The organism is Streptomyces sp. C, from assembly GCF_000158895.1.
GTDB classification, from domain to species: domain Bacteria; phylum Actinomycetota; class Actinomycetes; order Streptomycetales; family Streptomycetaceae; genus Streptomyces; species Streptomyces racemochromogenes.
In genome coordinates, this window is the sequence record NZ_GG657750.1 from 3,287,837 (window position 1) to 3,308,898 (window position 21,062).

Here is a 21,062-nt window from a genome sequence, read left to right on the forward strand (position 1 = left end):
GACCGAGACCGACGGACCCCGCCGACACCCGACCGCGCCGACACCCGACCCCGCCGACCGGGCGCCCGCCCACGCCCGCCCGGCGTCCGACCTGGCCGGCCGGACGGCGTCAGGCAACGGCTGACCGCCCCGGCCCGGCGTCCGACGGCGCCCCGGCCTGTCTGACCGGCTCCCAGCCGCGCCAGTCCGGCGTCAGGCGATGCCCTATCCCGCCCGGCCCCGCGCCCGACCGGTATCCGGCGACGCCCGGGCCGGCGGGCCCCGCGGGGCCGTTCCGCCGGGTCAGCGGCCGAGCCAGACGGCTCCGTCCGCGCCCCACCGGGACGGCCCCCGCCCCCAGTCCCCGAACGGGCTCGCGGCGTACCGCAGCACCCCGTACCCGGACTCCGCCTCGCGCAGCCACGGTTCCGGCGCGTACCCCGCCGCCGCCGCCCCCGCGGCCGGCACCTCCCGCACCAGCCACGACGCCGTCCCGGCCAGGGAGAACCGCAGCGCCCGGCCGCCGCCCTCCGCCAGCGCCCGCAGCACGCCCGCGGCCAGCAGGTACCCGGTGCCGTGGTCCAGCGCCTGCGCCGGCAGCACCCCCGGCCTCCCGTCCTCGCCCGCGCACCGGGCGGCGATCCCGTACCCCGCCTGCACCAGCGAGTCGAAGCCCCGGCGCCCCGCCCAGGGCCCGGTCCAGCCCCACGCGCACAGCTGCGCCACCACCAGCCGCGGGAACCGCTCCAGCAGCTCCTCCGCTCCCAGCCCGAACCGCTCCAGCGCGCCCGGCCGGTATCCCGTCACCACCACGTCGGCGGTGGCGAGGAGGCGGTCCAGCGCCGCCCGGCCGGCCGGGTCCCCGAGGTCCAGCAGCGCGGAACGCTTCCCGAAGCCGGTGTCCGCGTGCGCGTCGTCCGCCTCGCGCAGTGCCGGGGAGTCGATCCGCAGCACGTCGGCGCCCAGCAGCCCCAGCGTCCGCGTCGCGACGGGCCCGGCGATGACCCGGGTCAGGTCCAGCACCCGCACCCCGGACGCGGGCAGCGCGCCCGGCCCCGGTGGCCGACCGCCGCCCGGGCCCCGCACCCACTCCACCAGCGGCAGCGGCTCCCCGTACTCCGGCGCGACCGCGACGGCGAGCCCGCCCTCCGCGTAGACGGCCTCCTGCGCCTCGGCGGCGCTCCGGCCCGCGAGGGCCTCCCGCACCGCTTCCGCGGTCGCGGGCACGCCGAGAGCCCGTACCAGGGCCGCCTGGTGGTGCGGGTAGTTGGCGTGGGTCCGCACCCAGCCGTCGGCCGCCCGCCAGAACCCGGACAGCGGCGCGAAGCTCACCGGCGCCCGGCCCTCCACCCGCAGGTGCCGCTCGCTGACGAACGCCGTGGCCACGGCGCCCTCGTCCACCGTGACCGCGGCCGCGTCCAGCGCCGTGCCCCCGGCCCGTACGGCGGCCAGCTCGGCCGCGGCCAGCCCGCACACCCCGACGCAGGCCCGCGCCAATTCCCGTACCGGCAGCGGACCCTCCAGCCCGCTCGGCCCCGCGAACCCGACCCGCCCCGCCAACTCGCCGTCCCCGCCCAGCGCTTCCCACGCCTGGGCGACGGCTCCGTCCCCGTTCACCATGCGGACCATTGTCGCGACGCCGTACGCCGCCCAACCAGGTGGATCCCCAACGGGTTTCGGCGTCGCCCCCGAAGACACGGCCCAAAAACACCGTCCCGGAAACGCCGAGATCCCGCCCGGTCTTTCGACCGGACGGGATCTCGTGACGATTCCCGGTAGCTATCCGAGAACTGTCGTCTGTGGACCTGTGGGGATTTGAACCCCAGACCCCCTCGATGCGAACGAGGTGCGCTACCAGACTGCGCCACAGGCCCTTGCGACGTGTGAAACATTAGCATCCCCGCGCGGGTGCTCCAAAACGCGTTGTCCGGAAGGTCCGCGCAGGTCACCCGTCACTCGTTCGCGGCGCGCGGCCGGTCGTCGCTCTCGTACTGGTCGAAGAGCGGCGTACGGCCGAGATCGCGGCCCCGGGGGCGGGGCGGGGCGGGCTGCGCGCCCGGGCCCGGGTCCGCCGGCTTCGGTACGGCCGGCTGGGCGCGCAGGCGGGGGTCGGTCGGCTCGGCGGTGCTGGAGCGGGCCGCGCTCCAGCCGTCCGGGTTGACCGGGCCGGTGGCGCGGGGGGCGACCGGGGCCGTCACGTACGTCGGCAGCGGGACCGGTACGGGCTCCCAGCTGTCGCCGCGGGCGGGGCCGCGCTCGCGCTCGCGCTGCTGGTCCACCCACTCGGCGTGGTCGGTCTGCTCGACGAGCGCCCGTCGCCCGGCCTCCTGCGGGGAGACCGGCGGGGCGGGGTCCGGTTCGGCGCCGCCGCCGGTGGCCGCGGGCTCGGGCTGCTCGCGGTGGCGCTGGGGGCGGTTCTCGCGCAGGCTGCGGGCGGCCGCCTCGGCGCGCCGCCGGTCCATCGTGAACTCGTAGCGGCGCCGCTCCTGGACCCGCAGGTGCACGATGTAGGCGCTCAGCAGCAGGGCGGGGACGGCCGGGGCCCACAGGTAGCGGATGCCGCCGACGGCAGCGGCGACCGCGCCGCCGCTGAAGACGAGGAAGAGGAGTGCCGTGGTGCGCCGGCGGCGTGCGAGCACCTGGAGGCGCTGCTGTCGGCGGGCCCGTTCCGCCTCGACGGATCTCGGTTCGGCCCTGGTCGGGGACACGCCGAGGGCCCGGGCGTCGGCGTCCACGGAGTTCACCGTTTCCGTCGCCGCTTCCGGGTCCGCGTGGGCCTGGGCCTCCGCCTGATCCTCACCGCGCTCACGCAGCCCCTTGGCGTAACGGCGCTCCATTCCCGCCCGGCCGGAAAGCAGCCGGATGGCGGTGGAGAAGCGTTCCGTCGGACGCGCTTCGTTCAGCTCGTCCTGCCTCCGGAGCCACATGGGCACCAAGTAGGCGGCCCAGGCCCCGACGATGACTGCGTAGATGAGGCCGCTGCTGCTCACACCTCACACCGTAGAGGGGCGCGCCCGGAAGGATCAGCCAATTGGGCCGGTGTGTCGCACGATCCGGCTGATATCACCGACTTTTTTTGTGATTCTTCGGATCAGGTTATGGGTGAATCGGCCAGCAATTCGAACGCTTTTGCGATTACCTGCTTTACGGGGTGGTGGTCGGCGGCGGACTTTCCCGCTTGCGCGTGCGGTGCCAGCGGCGCAGCAGCCCCTGCGGCACCTCCTCCGCCGTCAGCGCGAAGACCAGGTGGTCGCGCCACGCCCCGTCGATGTGCAGATAACGCGGCCGCAGCCCCTCCTCACGGAAGCCGAGCTTCTCCACGACCCGGCGACTGGGCCCGTTCTCGGGGCGGATGCACACCTCGATCCGGTGCAGCCCTACCTTCTGGAAGCAGTGGTCCACCGCGAGCGCGACCGCCGTCGGCATCACCCCGCGGCCGGCCACGTCCCGGTCCACCCAGTAGCCCACGTGGGCGGCGCACATCGAGCCCCAGGTGATCCCGGCGACCGTCAGCTGACCGACCAGCCGCCCCTGGTACTCGATGACGAAGGGCAGCATCCGGCCCGCGTTCGCCTCGGCCCGCAGATGACGAACCATTTGTCGATATGTCGGCCTATGGATAACGGGGCCCCACGGCGCGGGCGGCGGGATCGTCGCCTCCCACGGCCGCAGCCAGTCGCGGTTGCGCTGGTTGACCTCGCGCCAGGCACGCTGGTCCCGCAGCTTTATCGGCCGGAGCGTGACATCGCCGTCCGCCAGCACCACCGGCCAGGAGGGGCCGTTCAGCTCGGGCTCCCGGGCGCCGCGTCAGGTCTGGGGTGGTCGCCGCCCCGGAGCTGGTCCACGGCGTGCGGCAGGATCCGCGACAGCACCGCGAGGCCGTCCTTCACCCCGCCCGTCGAACCGGGCAGGTTCACGATCAAGGTGCGGCCTGCCACGCCCGCCAGGCCCCGCGACAGGGCGGCGGTGGGAACCTTGGCCAGCCCCTCCGCGCGGATGGCCTGCGGGATGCCGGGAACCTCGTAGTCCAGTACGCGGGCGGTCGCGTCCGGGGTCCGGTCGGTCGGCGAGATGCCGGTGCCGCCGGTGGTGAGGATGACGTCGTAGCCGCCGGCCACGCCCTCGCGCAGCGCCTGCTCGACGGGGTCGCCGTCCGGCACCACGCGCGGGCCGTCGACCGTGAAGCCGAGCCCCTCCAGCGCCTCGGCCAGCAGCGGGCCGCCCTTGTCGGCGTACACGCCCTGCGAGGCCCGGTTCGAGGCGGTGACGACCAGGGCGCGCCCCACCGGGGGCCGCGGGGCCGCGTCCGCCGGCGCCGCCGCGTGGCTGTGGCTGTGGACCTCGCCGCCGCGCGGGGGGTTCACGCGCGGGTCCAGTCGCCGGACTTGCCGCCGGTCTTCTCCTCCACCCGCACGTCGGTGATGACCGCGCCCTTGTCGACGGCCTTCACCATGTCGATCACGGTGAGGCCGGCGACGGCGACCGCGGTCAGCGCCTCCATCTCGACGCCCGTACGGTCGGCGGTCTTCACGGTGGCGAGGATCTCGACGGCGTCGTCGGCGACCGTCAGGTCCACCTTCACCCCGGAGACCGCCAGCGGGTGGCAGAGCGGGATCAGGTCGGGGGTCTTCTTGGCCCCCATGATCCCGGCGATCCGTGCGGTGGCGAGGGCGTCGCCCTTCGGCACGCCCTCGCCGCGCAGCAGTTCGATCACCCGCGGCGAGACGAGGACGCGTCCGCTGGCGCGCGCCGTCCTGGTGGTGACGTCCTTCTCGGAGACGTCGACCATCCGGGCCGCGCCGGCCTCGTCGATGTGCGTCAGCCTGCTCTGCGTACTCATGTCTGCGTGCCGCTCCCGCTCCGGGCCCCCTGGAGCCTGGGGCCTGTGTGATGCAACACGCTACCCGCACCGGCGGCAGCTCAGCCGAGCAGGATCACTTCCAGCTCGGCCCCGGGCTCCACCGAGGTGACGTCCTCCGGTACGACCATCAGCGAGTCGGCGTGTGCGAGCGCGGCGATCAGGTGCGAGCCCGATCCGCCGACCGGGGTGACGGTGCCGGCCTCGGCGTCGTACTTGCCGCGCAGGAACTGCCGGCGGGCCGCCGGGGAGCGGAGCGGCTCGTCGGCCTTGAGCACGGCGCGCACGCCGGGCCGGGACACCTCGGACTCCGGCAGGCCCATGAGCGTCCGGATCGCGGGGCGCACGAACAGCTCGAAGGAGACGTACGAGGACACCGGGTTGCCGGGCAGGGCCAGCAGCGGGGTGTGGTCGGGGCCGACGGTGCCGAAGCCCTGCGGCTTGCCGGGCTGCATGGCGAGCTTGCGGAAGTCGACGCCGCCGCCGGAGGGCTCGTCGCCGTCGCCGGAGCCGGCGGCGGTCAGGGCCTCCTTGACCACGTCGTACGCGCCGACGGAGACCCCTCCGGTGGTGACGAGGAGGTCGGCCCGGATCAGCTGGTCCTCGATGGTGGAGCGCAGGGTCTCGGCGTCGTCGGCGACCGCGCCGACACGGTAGGCGATGGCGCCGGCGTCGCGGGCGGCGGCGGCCAGCGCGAAGCTGTTCGAGTCGTAGATCGTCCCGGCGGTCAGCGCCTCACCCGGCTGGACCAGCTCGCTGCCGGTGGACAGGACGACCACGCGCGGGCGCGGCCGGACCCGTACGGTGCCGCGTCCGATCGCCGCCAGCAGCGCGATCTGCGGCGGGCCGAGGACGGTGCCGGCGGCGAGCGCCAGGTCGCCGGCCTGTACGTCGCTGCCGCGCGAGCGCACGTGCGCCCGGGCCTCGGCCGCGCGGTGGACGCGTACCTCGCCGGCCGCGCCCTGGGGTGCGGCGCTGGCGGGGGTCATGCCGGAGGCGGCGCCGCCGCCCGTGCCGCCGTCGGTCCACTCGACCGGGACGACGGCCTCACTTCCCGGGGGCAGCGGGGCGCCGGTCATGATGCGGGCGGCCTGGCCGGGGCCGACGGTGGGCAGCTCGTCGCTGCCCGCCGCCACGTCTCCGATGACGGCGAGCACCGCGGGGAACTCCTCGCTCGCACCCTGGACGTCGGCCGTGCGGACGGCGTACCCGTCCATCGAGCTGTTGTCGAAGGGCGGCAGGGCGACGGGCACGGTGACGTCCTCGACCAGGACACAGCCCTGGGCGTCCAGCAGCTGGAGCTCGATGGGCTCCAGCGGCCGGACGGCGGCGAGTACGTCCGCGAGGTGCTCGTCCACCGACCACAGACGGTGCCGGCCGGTGTCCTGCGGTGCGGAACTGCTCAAGGTGCTACATCTCCTCCGTGACGTAACGGTGAAGCCAGGTGCGGAACTCCGGGCCCAGGTCCTCACGTTCGCACGCGAGTCGGACGATGGCCCGCAGGTAGTCACCCCGGTCCCCGGTGTCGTAGCGGCGGCCGCGGAAGACCACGCCGTGCACCGGGCCGCCCACGGTCTCGTCGGCGGCCAGCTTCTGCAGGGCGTCGGTGAGCTGGATCTCCCCACCGCGGCCCGGCTCGGTCTCCCGCAGTATGCCGAAGATCGCGGGGTCGAGGACATAGCGTCCGATGACCGCGTAGTTGCTGGGCGCCTCGGCGGGTTCCGGCTTCTCGACGAGGCCGGTGATCCGGACGACGCCGTCCTCGCCGGTCGGCTCGACGGCGGCGCAGCCGTAGAGGTGGACGCTGGACGGGTCGACCTCCATCAGCGCGATGACGGTGCCGCCGGTGCGGGCGTGGACGTCGACCATCTGCCGCAGCAGCGGGTCGCGCGGGTCGATCAGGTCGTCGCCGAGGAGGACGGCGAAGGGCTCGTCGCCCACGTGCGGCTCGGCGCACAGGACGGCGTGGCCGAGGCCGCGCGGGTCGCCCTGGCGGACGTAGTGCATGGTGGCCAGGTCGCTCGACTCCTGGACCTTCTTCAGCCGGTCGTCGTCACCCTTGGCGATCAGAGCCGATTCGAGCTCGTAGTTCCGGTCGAAGTGGTCCTCCAGGGCCCGCTTGTTACGGCCGGTGATCATGAGTACGTCGTCCAGCCCGGCCGAGACGGCCTCCTCGACGACGTACTGGATGGCCGGCTTGTCCACGACCGGAAGCATTTCCTTGGGGGTCGCCTTGGTCGCCGGGAGGAACCGAGTGCCGAGCCCCGCAGCCGGGATGACGGCCTTCTTGATCACTGGGTGCGACTGAGTCATGGGCAGAACGATAGTGGGTCGTACAGGAGGCCCAGCAGGGTTCCGGTGAATATGCCCGACTTGATTCATATGTGAAAGGAATTGTGACGAGACTGTGGTAGAAAACCCGCCCGGGAACCACCCCTTCGTACCCGAAAAGGCCTCCCTGCGCCGGGAACTCCTCGCCGCCCGCCGCGCCTTGCCCCCCGAGGCCCGCGACGCCGCGGCCCGGGCCCTCGCCCGCTCCGCCCTCACCCTGCCCGAACTCGACGGCGCCCACACCGTCGCCGCGTACGTCTCCGTCGGCGCCGAGCCGGGCACCCGCGAACTGCTCGACGCGCTGCGCGCCGCGGGCAAGCGGGTGCTGCTGCCCCTGCTGCTCCCGGACAACGACCTGGACTGGGCCGCGTACGAGGGCCCGGACAGCCTCGCCGAAGCCGCGCACCCGGGGAAGATGCGGCTGCTGGAGCCCTCCGGCACGCCGCTCGGCCCGGACGCCGTGACCGGCGCCGACGCCGTGCTGCTGCCCGGACTCGCGGTCGACGGGCGCGGCATGCGGCTCGGCCGCGGCGGGGGCTCGTACGACCGGGTGCTCGCCCGGCTGGCACGGGCCGGCGCACACCCCGCGCTGGTGGTGCTCCTGTACGACGAAGAGGTGGTCGCGCGGGTCCCGGAGGAACCGCACGACCACCCCGTCCAGGCGGTGGCCACCCCGTCGGGTGTGGTGCGCTTTACCGCGTGATCAACCGGCCGGCCGGCGCCGCGCTCACGGCTTGAGCGTCAGGGTGTCCACTGTCGACTTGTCGACGGCGCCCTTTGCGAACGGCCACTCCAGCAGTTCGCCCTTGGCCCACATCTCCGTCTGGTCCGTGTACGTGCCGGCGTACGCGTGGCCCGAGGCGCCGGTCAGGTTGATCCAGCGGGACTTGTCCAGGTCGCCGAGGTTGACGACCATCCGCATCGACGGCACCCAGGTGACCTCGTACCCGCTGGAGGCGTTCCAGCCGGTCGCGTTGACGGTGGCCTCGCCACCGCCCACGTTCCACGGGCCGCGGTTGAGGAGCCACTGCATGAAGCCCGGGCCCTCCTTGCCGATCGTCTGGTTCTTCAGCGTCAGCTGGTGCAGCCGGCCCCAGCTCCACGTCGACTGGTCCTTGCCGAGCTTGGCGGTCAGCTCCCAGCGCGCGTCCTCCATGGCCCGGGCGAACAACTCGTCGCGGGTCTTGATCGGCTTGTCGTGGACGGTCTTCGGGGTGGCGGTCCACCACGGCGACTTCTCGTCCTTGACCAGCCGGCGGACCACCTCGAACCAGCGGTCGCCGCCGTCCGGCTGCGCCGAGTCGGGGCCGCGCGTACCGCACTCGCGGACCGTCTTGGTGAGGTCGTCGTTCGGGCCGGTGCTCTCCTCGCTGACGTTCATGCAGCTGCCCTCGACCCGCAGCTCCTTCGGCATCTTGTCGCCGAAGGCCAGCTTGAGGATGTTGCGCCAGACCGCGTTGAAGTAGGCGGCCGCCGCGGAGTCGGGCTCCTGCGTGTAGTTCCAGCCTTCGAGCAGCTTCTGCGCCGAGCGCACGTCCGGGTCGGAGACCTGGATCTTGGCCAGCATCGGGGTCAGCAGCGCGGCGATCTCGCTGCTGTTGTCCATCTGCATGGTGCGCATGTCGTCGGTGGAGATCTTGCCGTTGTCCTTGGTCTTCGCCTCGATGAGGTCGTTGATCCGCTGGCTCCGGGCGCCGTAGCCCCAGTCCGTGGTCAGGACGTACGGGTACTTGCCGGCACCGGTGCCGGACTCGGTGACGGCCTGGTTGGCGGTGACGATGTAGCCGCGCGCCGGGTTGAGCTCCCAGGGCATCTCGTTCTGCGGGATGTAGCCGGCGTTGCCGTCCCGGCCGCCCTTCCAGGCGTACTTGGGGTCCCAGCCGGGCGCGGGCAGGCGGCCGTCGCCCTGGTTGCGGATCGGGATGCGGCCGGGGGCCTGGTAGCCGATGTTGCCGTTCGCGCCCTTGTTGTCGGCGTAGATCAGGTTCTGGGAGGGGACCTCGAAGTCGGCCGCCGCGGCGCGGAAGCTGTTGAAGTCCTTGGCCCGGTTGAGCTTGAACACGGCGTCCATCGACTTGCCCGGGTCCAGGGCGGTCCAGCGCAGGGCGACGGCGTAGCCGTCGCCGCGGTCGGGGGCCGAGCTGGGAACGGGGGCGCGGGAGCCGACGGCCTCCAGCTCGTCGCTTCGGTCGGAGATCAGCGGCCCGTTGTTGGTGGTGCGGACGGTGATCTTCTTGCTCTTGCCGCCCGCGACCTTGATCTCCTCTTCACGGGTGGTGAAGGGGACGACCTTGTTGTCGTAGACGTAGCCCTCGGGACGGACCTGCTCCAGGTAGAGGTCGGTCACGTCGGCGCCGAGGTTGGTCATGCCCCAGGCGATGTCGGCGTTGTGGCCGATGACCACGCCGGGCATGCCGGAGAAGGTGTAGCCGGCCACGTCGTACTGGCACTGGGGCGAGGCGGCGCGGCAGTGCAGGCCCATCTGGTACCAGACCGAGGGCAGCTGCGGGGAGAGGTGCGGGTCGTTCGCGAGGAGCGGCTTGCCGGTGGTCGTGTACTGGCCCGAGACGACCCAGGAGTTCGATCCGATGCCGCTGCCGTTGGGGCCGAGGATGGCCGGGATCTCGTCCAGGGTCTTGGCGAGGGAGCCGAGCTGCGTGCGCAGGCCGACGGTCGCGCCCTGGGCGGTGGCGTTGTCGGTGAGGCCGGTGGCGCCCGTGGCGCCGTTGGGGGTGGCCTGCGAGCCGGCGCCGGGGGTGGTGCTGCCGCCCGTACCGGTGCCCGCGCCGGTGCCGGTACCCGTGGTGCCGTTGCCCGTGCCGGTGGTGCCGTTGCCCGTGCCCGTGCCCCTGCCGGTGCCGGTCGAGCCGGAGCCCGGGGTGCCCTGGGGCGCGTACTTGCCGCCGGAGACCGTGCCGCCCTCGACGATCGGCTTGTTCCGGTCGAAGGGGTACGGCGGGTAGAGCTCGTCGATCTGCGCCTGCGAGAGCTTGTTCGTCATCAGCGAGCGGTCGATCTCGTCCTGCATGTTGCCGCGCAGGTCCCAGGCCATCGCCTTGAGCCAGGCCACCGAGTCCACCGGCGTCCACTGCTCCGGCTTGTAGCCGTCGGTCAGCTTGAGGGCGGCGTGCTCGACGGAGAGGTCCTTGCCGGACTTCCCCTTCAGGTACGCGTTGACCCCGTCGGCGTAGGCCTGGAGGTACTTCTTCGTCTCCGGCGAGAGCTTCTTGTCGTACTCCTCCTGCGCCACGTGGCGCCAGCCGAGGGTGCGCAGGAAGGCGTCCGTCTCGACCTGGCCGGAGCCGAACATCTCCGACAGCCGGCCGGCGGTCATGTGGCGGCGGACGTCCATCTCCCAGAACCGGTCCTGGGCGTGCACGAAGCCCTGTGCGCGGAAGAGGTCCTCGTCGTTGTCTGCGTAGAGCTGCGGAATGCCGTGCTCGTCGCGCTTCACATCGACCGTCCCGGTCAGGCCTGGGACCTTGAGGGAGCCGGTCGTCTGCGGGAAGGAGGCGCGCACGGTGTCCACGCTCCAGTACGCGCCGTAGCCGAGGCCCGCCAAGAGCGCCAGGACCATGACGAGCACGAGCAGGCGTGCGCGTCGTCCCTTCTTCTTGACGGAAGGTCCGGATTCATTGGCGGGCATCGCTGTCCTTAGAGGGGCAGGGTGGTCCTGGGATTGCTGGGAGCAACCATAGGCGCAGGACCGCCTCCGTTGATCCGCCAGGGGTCGAGGTCCGTAGGACAGGCGGGAACCGGCGTTTCACAATGTGGTTATCGCGTAAAGAGTCCGTCAAAGATTAGGTAAGGTAACGAAGTACTTGCCGAATGCGCCGCCGGGGGAACGATCCGCCAGGCGCGCTCTGAGGAAAGGGCCGCCCGCTGACTGTCCACACGCTCAATGAGCTCCTGCTGGTCTGTTCGCTCGTGCTGCTCGTCGCGGTGGCGGCGGTGCGCATCTCCTCGCGCAGCGGACTCCCCAGCCTGCTCATCTACCTCGGCATAGGCATCGCGATAGGCCAGGACGGCATAGGCAACGTCGTATTCGACAACGCCGAGCTGACGCAGGTCATCGGTTACGCGGCGCTCGTCGTCATCCTCGCCGAGGGCGGTCTGGGCACCAAGTGGAAAGAGATCAGACCGGCGCTGCCGGCGGCGGTGGTCCTGTCGCTGCTCGGCGTCGCGGTCAGCGTGGGGGTCACGGCGGCGGGCGCGCACTACCTGGTGGGGCTGGAGTGGCGCCAGGCGCTGCTGATCGGCGCGGTCGTCTCCTCGACCGACGCGGCGGCCGTCTTCTCCGTACTGCGCAAGGTCCCGCTGCCGTCGCGGGTGACGGGCGTGCTGGAGGCCGAGTCCGGCTTCAACGACGCCCCCGTCGTGATCCTGGTCGTCGCCTTCGCGGCGGTCGGACCGGTGGACGAGTGGTACGTACTGCTCGGCAAGATCGCGCTGGAGCTCGCGATCGGTGCCGCGATCGGCCTGGCGGTCGGCTTCCTGGGGGCGTACGGGCTGCGGCACGTGGCGCTGCCGGCCTCCGGCCTGTATCCGATCGCGGTGATGGCGATCGCCGTGACCGCGTACGCGGCCGGCGCCATGGCGCACGGCTCCGGATTCCTCGCGGTGTACCTGGCGGCGATGGTGCTGGGGAACGCGAAGCTGCCGCACTGGCCCGCCACGCGCGGGTTCGCGGACGGGCTCGGCTGGATCGCCCAGATCGGCATGTTCGTGCTGCTGGGCCTGCTGGTCACCCCGCACGAGCTGGTGCACGACTTCTGGCCCGCGGTGATCATCGGACTGGTGCTGACCATGGTGGCGCGGCCGCTGGAGGTCTTCGTCAGCCTGTTGCCCTTCCGCATTCCCTGGCAGGAGCAGGCGCTGATGTCGTGGGCGGGCCTGCGCGGCGCCGTGCCCATCATCCTCGCGACGATCCCGCTGGTGACCGGGATCGAGGGCAGCGACCGGGTCTTCAACATCGTCTTCGTGCTCGTGGTCGTCTACACGCTGGTGCAGGGGCCGACGCTGCCGTGGCTGGCGCGCAAGCTGAACCTGCGCGACACCGACGAGGCGGCCTCGGACCTCGGGATCGAGTCGGCGCCGCTGGAGAAGCTGCGCGGGCACCTGCTGTCCTTCGCGATCCCGTCCGCCTCGCGGATGCACGGCGTGGAGGTCGGGGAGCTGCGGCTGCCCGCGGGGGCGTCGGTGACGCTGGTGGTCCGGGACGCGAAGAGCTTCGTGCCGGCGCCGTCGACGGTGCTGCGGCGCGGGGACGAGCTGCTGGTCGTGGCCACGGATCCGGTGCGGGACGCGGCGGAGGCCCGGCTGCGGGCGGTGGCGCGCGGCGGCAAGCTGGCGGGGTGGCTGGGAACCGGTGGCGGAACGTCACTCTAGGTGGCGGAGGGTGTCCGGAACGCCGCTCGGATGATCGTTTTTCATTAGAGTGGCGTTCTAATTCGGCCATTTTCGCTGGCTTGTGACCACGCTTGCGCCCATTTCACGGGGCGCGGAATGCAAAGTTCCAGTTAATCGCAGGTGAAGACATACCTTGTCACCGTAATCACAGGGCGTGGTAGTGGATTCCCCTGTACGATGAAGGCACACCAGATCGAACCAACTCTGCCTGACGCAGAGCTGGCGCGACCGCAAAGCGGCCGTGGCTCCCTCCCGCAGTGGGCGCCCAGGTATCACTCGGTTCTGCGCAAGAGGACAGCTCTCGGGGCTCCCACATGTACGGGTGCGGTCGCTCACAAAGCGGCCCGCCGTCCGCAGACGGGGACGCTCTACCAGGCAGCGGAAAGGCCAGGCCGTGACATCCGCGGTCACGACCGACAAGTCCGCCCGACCCGGCTACGGGCAGCTGCTGCGCACGCCCGGTGCCCCCTCCTTCGTCCTCCCCGGCTTCGCCGCCCGCCTGCCGTTCGGCATGCTGACCATCAGCATCCTGCTGCTCGTCCAGCACGCCACCGGCTCCTACGGCGACGCGGGAATCGTCGCCGCCGTCACCGGCGTCTCCATGGCCCTCTTCGCGCCGCTCATGGGCAAGTTCACCGACCGCCGCGGCCAGAGCGCCGTCCTCGTGCCGGTCGTCCTCGTCCACGCCGCCGCGGTCTCCGCTCTGACCGCGCTGGCACTCCTCGGCGCCCCGCTGTGGGCGCTCGCGCTGGCCGCCGTCCCGGCCGGCGCCTCCGTCCCGCAGGTCGGCCCGATGGTCCGGTCCCGCTGGGCGGCCAAGCTGGAGGGCTCGCCGCTGCTGCCGACGGCCGCCGCGTTCGAGTCCGTCACCGACGAGTTCACCTTCGTCGTCGGCCCGGTGCTCGCCACCGCGCTGTGCACCGGCGTCCACCCGGCCGCCGGTCTGGCGACCGAGGCGGCCCTGACCCTGCTCGGCGGCCTGTTCTTCGCCGCGCAGCGCGCCACCGAGCCGAAGGTCGCCCCGCTCTCGGCGGCCGGCGGCAAGCACCAGTCCGCGCTGTCCTTCCCGGGCCTGCGCGTCCTGATCGTCGCCTTCGTCGGCATCGGCGCCGTCTTCGGCGGCATGCAGGTCTCCCTCGCCGCCTTCTCCAACGAGATCGGCAACCCGGGCGCCAACGGCCTGCTGTACGGCATCTTCGCGGCCGGCAACATGATCGCCGGCATCACCATGGGCGCCGTCACCTGGAAGATCGGCCCGCGCCGCCGCCTGATCCTGGGCTACATCGGCCTGACCGCCGCCGCCTCGGTGCTGTGGGCCGCGCACTCGATGGTCCTGCTGGGCGCGCTCGGCCTGGTCGTCGGCCTGTGCATCGCCCCCGCACTGATCACCGGGTACACCATGATCGAGCAGCTGGTCCCGGCCGCCTCGCGGACCGAGGCCTTCACCTGGCTGACCGGAGCGGTCGCGTTCGGGCAGGCCGCCGCCGTGACCCTGGCCGGCCGTCTGACGGACGCGCACGGGTCCTCGTACGGCTTCCTGGTGCCGCTGGTGGCCACCGCCCTGGCCCTGGTCACGCTGGTGGCGCTGCGCGCGAAGCTGGCGCCGAAGGCGCCGAGCCGGATCGTGAACTCGTCCGCGCCGGCTGCCCCGGCGGCCGCCCGCAACACGGCGAACGAGCGTGGGATCGGTCACCGCACGCCTGTGACGGTGGACTGATCCGCCGGAATACGTCACCATGGAGCGTCGTTAGCACTCATTGAGTGAGAGTGCCAGGAGGAAATTCGTGCCGACCTACCAGTACCAGTGCACCGAGTGCGGTGAGGGCCTTGAGGCCGTGCAGAAGTTCACCGACGAGGCACTGACCGTGTGCCCGAGCTGCGACGGACGCCTGAAGAAGGTGTTCTCCGCGGTCGGCATCGTCTTCAAGGGCTCCGGTTTCTACCGGAACGACAGCCGTGGCGCCTCGTCGAGCAGCACCCCTGCCTCGAAGTCGTCCTCGTCGTCCACGACGACGTCGACCGCTGCCGCCGCTCCTGCCGCTTCGACCTCCTCGGCGACCTCGAGCACGGGCAGCAGCTCCACCTCGGCTGCCTGATCCCGCAGTACGTCTTCCGCTTTCCGCAAGGCCCCGCCACCCTCTTGGGCGGCGGGGCCTTGCGCGTCCCCCGTTAGGGTGAGGCCATGGTGAACGCGGAGATCGGTGTAATCGGCGGGTCGGGCTTCTACTCCTTCCTCGAGGACGTCTCAGAGATCCAGGTGGAGACGCCGTACGGGCCTCCCAGCGATTCCCTGTACGTGGGTGAGCTGGCCGGGCGCCAGGTGGCGTTCCTGCCGCGGCACGGGCGCAGCCACACCGTGCCTCCACACAAGATCAACTACCGGGCCAACCTGTGGGCGCTGCGCTCGGTCGGTGTCCGCCAGGTGATGGGCCCCTGCGCGGTCGGCGGCCTGCAGGCGGAGTACGGGCCCGGCACGCTGCTGGTGCCGGACCAGCTGGTAGACCGTACGAAGGCGCGCGCGCAGACCTTCTTCGACGGTGAGCCGCTGCCGGACGGGACCGTTCCGAACGTCGTGCACACCACCTTCGCCGACCCGTACTGCCCGGTCGGCCGGTCGGTGGCGCTCGCGGCGGCGCGGGGACGCGAGTGGGAGCCGGTGGACGGCGGCACCATGGTCGTCATCGAGGGGCCGCGGTTCTCGACGCGGGCGGAGTCGCGGTGGCACGCGGCGGCCGGCTGGTCGGTGGTCGGCATGACCGGGCACCCGGAGGCGGTGCTCGCTCGTGAGCTGGGGCTCTGCTACACCTCGATGGCCCTGGTCACGGACCTGGACGCGGGCGCCGAGACGGGTGAGGGCGTCTCCCACGCGGAGGTCCTGAAGGTGTTCGGCGAGAACGTCAGCCGGCTGCGCGAGGTCCTCTTCGACGCGGTGGCGGCGCTGCCGCAGACCGAGGACCGCGACTGCCTGTGCACCCGCGTCCACGACGGCTGGGACCTGGGCATCGAACTTCCGTAGCGGCGGCTGAAGGCCGGTGGAGCCCCTCAGGCGGCTCCGCCGTGCCGCCTGCCGCGCCCGGGCTGTGCCGGCCGGAAGAACTTTCGGGGCGGTGTCACGTCCCGCGGGGCTGTCCTGTCTCCATGGCGAAGGGGTCACCGGGACCCCCGAGCCGGAAGAGGCCGTCATGCCGCGCATCTCGCTCACCCCGCCCCGCACCCTGCTCACGCGCATCGGCGCCTGGTACTCGCGCCGCACCTACGGCAAGGTGCTGGACCCGGGCCAGGCGTACGGGCACAACTCGCGCGTGCTGTTCTCGTACGTGCGCATGGAGCAGCAGGCGGCGAAGTGGAACACGCTCGACGCCGGCCTCAAGCACCTGGCGGTGATGGCTTCGGCCGCGCGCATCAACTGCTCGTGGTGCATGGACTTCGGCTACTGGGAGGGGCGTGAGAAGGGGCTCTCGCCGGAGAAGATCGAGCGGGTGCCGCAGTGGCGGGAGGCGCGTGAGGTGTTCACCGAGCTGGAGCTGCTGGTCATGCAGTACGCCGAGGCGATGACCGAGACGGAGCCGTCGGTCACGGACGAGCTGGCGGCCGAGCTGATCGACCGGCTCGGTGAGGCTGCGTTCGTCGAGCTCACGGCCATGGTGGCGCTGGAGAACTGGCGCTCGCGGGTCAACAGCGCCTTCGGTCTGACCAGCCAGGGGTTCTCGGAGGCCTGCCAGGTGCCGACCGGACGCTGACACCTGAGGGTGACGGCGTTGTCCACAGCCTGGGGATTGTCCACAGGTCGGAGCGGACGCCGACGGGGCGGCGGATCGTGGGGAAGGTCCGGGCAGTGGGCCCGGACGCCGGACCACGACCAGCTTGGCGGTGCCCATGATGTCCAGGACCTCTCCCCCGTTCCCCGTTTCCTCCTCTCCGCTCGCTTCTCCCGCCTCTCCTGCCTCTCCTGCCTCTCCTGCCTCTCCCGCTTCCGTGGGTTCCCGTCCCGTCTGTTCTTCCACGTGCCCCCCGGCGCGGCCGGTGCCACCCTTTCCCCCGCTCCGGGTGGGCCGGGCCGGAGGCCGGCTGCGGCGGGCGGTGCGGCGCAGGCGCCGGGTCGCCTCGGCCGGGCTGGCCGTGGTGGCGGCCGCCCTGGCGGTGGGCGGGACGGAGGCCCGGGCCTCCCGGGGCGCGCCCGCACCCGTACCCGTGGTCAAGCCGGCGCCCGCGGCGGTGCGGATGGTGTCGGCGCCCGTGCGCATCGCGGATGCCGGGACGGTGCGGCTGTTGCGTCCCGGTGACCGGGTCGACGTGGTGGCGGCGGAGCGCAACGGGGTGCCCCGGGTGGTGGCGGCGGGTGCCCGGGTGGCTGAAGTGCCCGCTGGGGACGCGGGTGTCGGGGACGGCGGGGCTCTGGTGGTGCTGTCCGTGCCCCGGGACACGGCGCGTGCCCTCGTGGGGGCGGGTGCTGTGGCGCGGCTGGCGGTGACGGTGTGTTGATTCGCACTGAGGAGCAGTCAAGTCGCCCTGGAGGGGGCGCTGATTGGACACGCCGTGCCGTGCCTGCCGTAGCTTTCGGAACCGTTGGCTCCGTCTACAGCAGGTACAAGGAAAGGCACATTCGTGAGCGAGAAGAAGAAGGAGAGCGTACTGGCGGGCTTCAAGGCCTTCCTGATGCGCGGGAACGTGGTCGACCTGGCGGTGGCCGTGGTCATCGGCGCGGCGTTCACGAACATCGTGAACTCCATCGTCAAGGGCATCATCAGCCCTCTCGTGGGCGCCATCGGCACCAAGAACCTGGATGTCTACACCTCGTGTCTGAAGGCACCCTGTGGGGTCGACGCGAAGGGCGAGCCGACCGGCGTCAACATCATGTGGGGTTCGGTGCTGAACGCCGCGCTCAGCTTCCTGATCACCGCGGCGGTCGTGTACTTCCTGATGGTCCTGCCCATGGCGAAGTACCTCGCCAGGGTGGAGGCGCGCCGCAAGGCGAAGGAGGGCGTGCAGGAGAGCATGGAGATCACCGAGCTGGAGGTGCTCAAGGACATCCGCGACGTCCTGGTCGCGCAGCGGAGCGGGAACGGCGAGGGCAGCAGCCGGGCGCAGGGGACGCCGGGGGCGCGCGACGCCTTCTGACGGCCGCCGCGGAGGATCAGATGTGGTGCGGGGGCTTCTCGTCGAGGAAGCGGGCCAGGTCGGCCGCGCTCCCTCCGGCGGGCGGCCGCTCGCCCCAGCCGCGGTCGGTGTCGTCCGAGGACTGCTGGTCCAGCGGGTCGTCGAAGACGAGCTTCGGCCTGGGCTTCGGCTTCGTCTCGGGCTTCGCCCCGGCTTCGGGCTTCGGGGACTGCGGGTCGGAGGCGGGGGCGGTGCTCATGCCCCAAGGGTACGGCCGCCCGCGCCCCCGGCCCCGGTCTCTGTCACGGCCGCTGCCGCTGCAGCTCCCCGGGTCAGCTGGGGGCCTCGGCGCCCTTGCGGGCGTAGAACCACCAGCAGACCGCGAGGCAGGTCGCGTAGAAGCCGATGAACAGCCACAGCGCGTGGGTGACCGCCATGGCGGCGAACATCGCGGGGATGAAGAAGAAGCCGTAGGCGGCGATGGCGGAGGAGAAGCCGGTGACGGCGCCCGCCTCCATCTCCGACTGCTTCAGCGCGGCCGCCTGCGCCTGGGGGCCCTGGCCCTCCACCTGGCGCATGTGCTGCTCGCGGAAGATCACCGGGATCTGCCGGAAGGTCGAGCCGTTGCCCAGTCCGGAGAAGGCAAAGGCCGCCAGGAAGCCGGTGAAGAACGCCCAGAAGCTTCCCTGGTCGCCGCCGGTCGGCAGCGCGAAGATCACGACCACCAGGGCTGCCGCCATGCCGACGAAGGACAGCATGGTCACTCTGGCGCCGCCGAACTTGTCGGAGAGCCAGCCGCCGGCCCAGCGCATGAGCGCGCCGATGAACGGGCCGATCCAGGCGTAGGTGGTGGCCTGGTAGCCCTGCGTCTCGAAGTTGTTCTTGATCAGCAGGGGCAGACCGGCGGCGAATCCGATGAAGGACCCGAAGGTGCCGACGTAGAGCCAGGTCATCAGCCAGTTGTGCTTGCGCTTGAAGATGACTTTCTGCTGGCTGAAGGGGGCCGCTGCCACCTTCAGGTCGTTCATCAGGAACCAGGCCAGCAGCGCCATGATCACCAGGAGCGGCACCCAGAGGAAGGCGCCGTTCTGGAGCCAGATATCCGTGTTCTCCTTCGTGTCGTGCTGCGGGCCGCCCGCGGGGGCGCCGAGCACGGCGGCGGTGACCACCAGCGGCGCGACCAGCTGGACGACGCTCACACCGAGATTGCCGAGGCCGCCGTTGAGGCCGTTGGCACTGCCCTTCTCCCGCTTGGGGAAGAAGAAGCCGATGTTGGCCATGGACGAGGCGAAGTTCGCGCCGCCGATACCGCAGACGGCCGCGATGAGGGCCAGCTCCCAGTAGGGGGTGCCGGTGTCCTGGAGGGCGAAGCCCAGCCACAGCATGGGGCCGATCAGGATGAAGGTGCTGAAGGCGGTGAACTTCCGCTCGCCGAAGATCGGGCCGATGAAGGTGTAGAGGATCCGGAAGGTGCCGCCGGTGATGCCCGGGATGGCGGTCAGCCAGAACAGCTGCGACTTGGAGAAGCCGAAGCCGACGTCGTTCAGCTTGACGACGGTGACCGACCAGACCTGCCAGACCACGAAGCCGAGCATGAGCGCCGGGATGGACACCCAGAGGTTGCGCTGGGCGACCCGCCGGCCGGTGGCCTGCCAGAAGGCGTCGTCCTCGGGGCGCCAGTCACCGATGACGGTGCCGGGCTTGTAGGTCTCGGCGCGGTGCGAGCGCACCGCGGACGGGGTGGGCGTGGGTATCGACATGGTCATCGGTCCTTCGGGTCGAGGAGCCACAGGGCGATCACGACGAGGAAGGACAGGATCAGGAATCCCGCCCCCCACCAGGCCGTGCCGGTGTTGCCCTTCATCCACTCGTTGACGGTCACGGTCAGGGCCCAGAGCTGCCCGATCACGACCGTGAGGGCCAGGGCCAGTCGGGCGTTGAGCTTGGAGGAGCGCTCCGGTTCCTGTTCGGTGCCGGCGCCCGGGCCGGGGCCGGTGTGCCGGACGCGCGGGTCGCCGTAGCCGCTGGTGGCGCGGATCTGCGGGTACCGCTCGTGGACCGGCCGGTTCAGCCGGGGCTGGGTGCTCCCCGGGTGGTATTCGGGGCGGGGAGGTAGCTGTGCGTCGCTCATGTGCGCCTGCTTTCGTCGGCGCGGGCCGCGCCGGGGCAGCCCAGGCGCTGTGCCGTCTCGGGCTGGGAGTCGCCGAACTGCCGGCACAGGGCTTCCTTGGCGGGTTCCCCGGAGCGGGCGGTGGCGATGGCCCAGACGCTGCCGTCGCTCCGCTCGGTGAGGAAGATCTTCGGGAGTGGGCGGGGCGGCGGCCCTGCGGTGACCTCGCCGGTGCGGGCGTCGAAGACGCCTTCGTGGCAGGGGCAGTACAGCTCTCCTTCGGGGCCGCGGTCCTCGCGCCAGAGCACGGCGCAGGCCAGGTGGGTGCAGACGGCGGAGTAGGCGACGAGGCTGCCGTCGCCGAGCCGGACGGCGAGGGCCCGGTCCTCGTCGCCGGGGAACCTGAAGGCCACGGACTCGCCCGGTGCGAGCTGGTCGGTGACCTTCTTGGCTTCGGGCATCGTCTCGCTGTCGCCGTGGCGGTGGAGGATGCCGGAGGCGACTCCGACCCCTCCGATGGCCAGGCCGCCGGAGACGGTGGCGACGATCCTCAGGTAGTCGCGGCGGGTGGTGAGGGAGTCGGCGCTGATCCTGTCGCGCAGCTGGTCGGCGGCGGCGTCGCCGCCGGCGTCCGGGCCCGGTCGGGAGCCGGGTGCGGGCTGCTGGGTCACGCTCATCGGACGTCCACCCCGTTCACCTCGACGACGGGCAGTCCGCCGGGAACGGGCCACTGGACCTTGTCTGCGGGGACGACCATGGCCACGCCGGTGGAGACGACCACGTCGCCGAAGGCGAAGGAGTCGGCGACCTGGACGCCGGGGCGTTCGGCCTGGAGCTCTTCGAGCGTTCCGTAGAAGAGGGCCCCGGTCGGGCAGACGGTGGCGCACATGGGGGCCAGGCCGTAGGCGGTGCGGTCGTAGCAGAGGTTGCACTTCATCTGGAGCTTCGCCTGGAGGTCGATCTTCGGGACGCCGAAGGGGCAGGCGTTGACGCAGTTGGCGCAGCCGATGCAGCGTGTGGTGTCGGCCTGTTGGACCACGCCGTCCGCGGTCACGAGGATGGCATCGGCGGGGCAGACCTCGGCGCAGGGCGCGACGGGGTCCTCGCAGTGCATGCAGACGGTGGGGAGCGAGGCGACGGACTGGCCGGGGTCGGTGTAGTCCAGGTGGATCATCGACTTGCCGCGGTGCGAGTCGCATTCGCGGCAGGCGGATACGCAGGCCTGACAGCCGATGCAGCGGCCGGGGTCGATGAAGATCGTGCGACCCATCATGGCGG

At 71.9% G+C, this 21,062-nt stretch carries 21 protein-coding genes and 1 tRNA gene; 8 read left to right on the plus strand and 14 right to left on the minus strand.

What is annotated here, in order from left to right; all coding sequences use genetic code 11:
- Window positions 1–282 precede the first annotated feature (282 nt).
- The 8 genes from SSNG_RS14565 to galU all read right to left on the minus strand — a co-directional run bounded on the left by SSNG_RS14565 (window position 283) and on the right by galU (window position 7,150).
- Window positions 283–1,599: a CoA transferase gene (locus tag SSNG_RS14565; protein WP_042803517.1), complete on the minus strand. Its 1,317-nt coding sequence runs from the start codon at window positions 1,597–1,599 to the stop codon at window positions 283–285.
- Window positions 1,600–1,779: 180 nt separating this feature from the next.
- Window positions 1,780–1,853: transfer RNA gene (locus SSNG_RS14570), tRNA-Ala, on the minus strand.
- A gap of 78 nt (window positions 1,854–1,931) precedes the next feature.
- Window positions 1,932–2,969, minus strand: a complete 1,038-nt coding sequence (locus SSNG_RS14575; protein ID WP_007264598.1) for a hypothetical protein — start codon at window positions 2,967–2,969, stop codon at window positions 1,932–1,934.
- 154 nt (window positions 2,970–3,123) lie between these two features.
- The gene (locus SSNG_RS14580; RefSeq protein ID WP_007264599.1) at window positions 3,124–3,744 is read right to left on the minus strand and encodes a GNAT family protein; all 621 of its coding nucleotides are present in this window, start codon (window positions 3,742–3,744) and stop codon (window positions 3,124–3,126) included.
- Window positions 3,745–3,761: 17 nt separating this feature from the next.
- The gene (locus tag SSNG_RS14585; protein WP_042803518.1) at window positions 3,762–4,265 is read right to left on the minus strand and encodes a MogA/MoaB family molybdenum cofactor biosynthesis protein; all 504 of its coding nucleotides are present in this window, start codon (window positions 4,263–4,265) and stop codon (window positions 3,762–3,764) included.
- A 74-nt stretch (window positions 4,266–4,339) separates the two neighbouring features.
- Window positions 4,340–4,819 carry a cyclic pyranopterin monophosphate synthase MoaC gene (gene moaC, locus SSNG_RS14590; RefSeq protein ID WP_007264601.1) on the minus strand — a complete coding sequence of 160 codons (480 nt, stop codon included), beginning with the start codon at window positions 4,817–4,819 and terminating at the stop codon, window positions 4,340–4,342.
- An 80-nt stretch (window positions 4,820–4,899) separates the two neighbouring features.
- Window positions 4,900–6,243: a gephyrin-like molybdotransferase Glp gene (gene glp, locus SSNG_RS14595; RefSeq protein ID WP_007264602.1), complete on the minus strand. Its 1,344-nt coding sequence runs from the start codon at window positions 6,241–6,243 to the stop codon at window positions 4,900–4,902.
- 4 nt (window positions 6,244–6,247) lie between these two features.
- Window positions 6,248–7,150 carry a UTP--glucose-1-phosphate uridylyltransferase GalU gene (galU, locus tag SSNG_RS14600; protein ID WP_007264603.1) on the minus strand — a complete coding sequence of 301 codons (903 nt, stop codon included), beginning with the start codon at window positions 7,148–7,150 and terminating at the stop codon, window positions 6,248–6,250.
- A gap of 94 nt (window positions 7,151–7,244) precedes the next feature.
- Here galU and SSNG_RS14605 point away from each other — a divergent pair, with 94 nt between their 5' ends.
- Window positions 7,245–7,871: a 5-formyltetrahydrofolate cyclo-ligase gene (locus SSNG_RS14605; RefSeq protein WP_007264604.1), complete on the plus strand. Its 627-nt coding sequence runs from the start codon at window positions 7,245–7,247 to the stop codon at window positions 7,869–7,871.
- Between the two features lie 24 nt (window positions 7,872–7,895).
- Here SSNG_RS14605 and SSNG_RS14610 read toward each other — a convergent pair whose 3' ends face one another.
- Window positions 7,896–10,814, minus strand: a complete 2,919-nt coding sequence (locus SSNG_RS14610) for a penicillin acylase family protein (RefSeq protein ID WP_042801020.1) — start codon at window positions 10,812–10,814, stop codon at window positions 7,896–7,898.
- Between the two features lie 236 nt (window positions 10,815–11,050).
- Here SSNG_RS14610 and SSNG_RS14615 point away from each other — a divergent pair, with 236 nt between their 5' ends.
- From SSNG_RS14615 to mscL, 7 genes are all read left to right on the plus strand, one after another.
- Window positions 11,051–12,556: a potassium/proton antiporter gene (locus tag SSNG_RS14615; protein WP_128636965.1), complete on the plus strand. Its 1,506-nt coding sequence runs from the start codon at window positions 11,051–11,053 to the stop codon at window positions 12,554–12,556.
- 415 nt (window positions 12,557–12,971) lie between these two features.
- A complete protein-coding gene (locus tag SSNG_RS14620; RefSeq protein WP_007264607.1) occupies window positions 12,972–14,294 on the plus strand; it encodes an MFS transporter in 1,323 nt (440 codons plus the stop codon).
- A gap of 67 nt (window positions 14,295–14,361) precedes the next feature.
- The gene (locus SSNG_RS39630; protein ID WP_128636966.1) at window positions 14,362–14,673 is read left to right on the plus strand and encodes an FmdB family zinc ribbon protein; all 312 of its coding nucleotides are present in this window, start codon (window positions 14,362–14,364) and stop codon (window positions 14,671–14,673) included.
- Window positions 14,674–14,759: 86 nt separating this feature from the next.
- Window positions 14,760–15,593 (plus strand): S-methyl-5'-thioadenosine phosphorylase, encoded by an 834-nt coding sequence (locus tag SSNG_RS14625; RefSeq protein ID WP_007264609.1) that lies wholly within the window; start codon window positions 14,760–14,762, stop codon window positions 15,591–15,593.
- 166 nt (window positions 15,594–15,759) lie between these two features.
- Window positions 15,760–16,317, plus strand: a complete 558-nt coding sequence (locus SSNG_RS14630) for a carboxymuconolactone decarboxylase family protein (RefSeq protein ID WP_042801023.1) — start codon at window positions 15,760–15,762, stop codon at window positions 16,315–16,317.
- Between the two features lie 307 nt (window positions 16,318–16,624).
- Entirely contained in the window at window positions 16,625–17,059 is a 435-nt protein-coding gene (locus SSNG_RS14635) for a hypothetical protein (protein WP_347232449.1), read from the plus strand.
- Between the two features lie 123 nt (window positions 17,060–17,182).
- Complete coding sequence (mscL, locus tag SSNG_RS14640; protein ID WP_007264612.1) at window positions 17,183–17,695, plus strand: large conductance mechanosensitive channel protein MscL; 513 nt, start codon at window positions 17,183–17,185, stop codon at window positions 17,693–17,695.
- Between the two features lie 16 nt (window positions 17,696–17,711).
- Here the strand turns inward: mscL and SSNG_RS14645 are convergent, their stop codons facing one another.
- From SSNG_RS14645 to SSNG_RS14665, 5 genes are all read right to left on the minus strand, one after another.
- Window positions 17,712–17,933, minus strand: coding sequence for a hypothetical protein (locus tag SSNG_RS14645; RefSeq protein WP_007264613.1), 222 nt, complete (start codon window positions 17,931–17,933; stop codon window positions 17,712–17,714).
- Window positions 17,934–18,006: 73 nt separating this feature from the next.
- Entirely contained in the window at window positions 18,007–19,434 is a 1,428-nt protein-coding gene (locus SSNG_RS14650) for a NarK family nitrate/nitrite MFS transporter (protein WP_050779624.1), read from the minus strand.
- A 2-nt stretch (window positions 19,435–19,436) separates the two neighbouring features.
- Window positions 19,437–19,805, minus strand: a complete 369-nt coding sequence (locus tag SSNG_RS14655) for a hypothetical protein (RefSeq protein WP_042801025.1) — start codon at window positions 19,803–19,805, stop codon at window positions 19,437–19,439.
- A complete protein-coding gene (locus SSNG_RS14660; protein WP_007264616.1) occupies window positions 19,802–20,461 on the minus strand; it encodes a Rieske (2Fe-2S) protein in 660 nt (219 codons plus the stop codon). The genes SSNG_RS14655 and SSNG_RS14660 overlap by 4 nt, the downstream gene beginning before the upstream one ends.
- Entirely contained in the window at window positions 20,458–21,057 is a 600-nt protein-coding gene (locus SSNG_RS14665; protein ID WP_042801027.1) for a 4Fe-4S dicluster domain-containing protein, read from the minus strand. Before SSNG_RS14665 ends, SSNG_RS14660 begins: the two co-directional genes overlap by 4 nt.
- Between the last annotated feature and the right edge of the window lie 5 nt (window positions 21,058–21,062).

Bases quoted from the DNA above. Each gene is read 5' to 3' on its own strand.
- SSNG_RS14660 (WP_007264616.1), bottom strand. From the start codon at position 20,461: ATGAGCGTGACCCAGCAGCCCGCACCCGGCTCCCGACCGGGCCCGGAC.
- SSNG_RS14665 (WP_042801027.1), bottom strand. From the start codon at position 21,057: ATGATGGGTCGCACGATCTTCATCGACCCCGGCCGCTGCATCGGCTGT.
- SSNG_RS14655 (WP_042801025.1), bottom strand. From the start codon at position 19,805: ATGAGCGACGCACAGCTACCTCCCCGCCCCGAATACCACCCGGGGAGC.
- SSNG_RS14625 (WP_007264609.1), top strand. From the start codon at position 14,760: ATGGTGAACGCGGAGATCGGTGTAATCGGCGGGTCGGGCTTCTACTCC.
- SSNG_RS14645 (WP_007264613.1), bottom strand. From the start codon at position 17,933: ATGAGCACCGCCCCCGCCTCCGACCCGCAGTCCCCGAAGCCCGAAGCC.
- SSNG_RS14565 (WP_042803517.1), bottom strand. From the start codon at position 1,599: ATGGTGAACGGGGACGGAGCCGTCGCCCAGGCGTGGGAAGCGCTGGGC.
- moaC (WP_007264601.1), bottom strand. From the start codon at position 4,819: ATGAGTACGCAGAGCAGGCTGACGCACATCGACGAGGCCGGCGCGGCC.
- galU (WP_007264603.1), bottom strand. From the start codon at position 7,150: ATGACTCAGTCGCACCCAGTGATCAAGAAGGCCGTCATCCCGGCTGCG.
- SSNG_RS14610 (WP_042801020.1), bottom strand. From the start codon at position 10,814: ATGCCCGCCAATGAATCCGGACCTTCCGTCAAGAAGAAGGGACGACGC.
- SSNG_RS14630 (WP_042801023.1), top strand. From the start codon at position 15,760: ATGCCGCGCATCTCGCTCACCCCGCCCCGCACCCTGCTCACGCGCATC.
- SSNG_RS14650 (WP_050779624.1), bottom strand. From the start codon at position 19,434: ATGTCGATACCCACGCCCACCCCGTCCGCGGTGCGCTCGCACCGCGCC.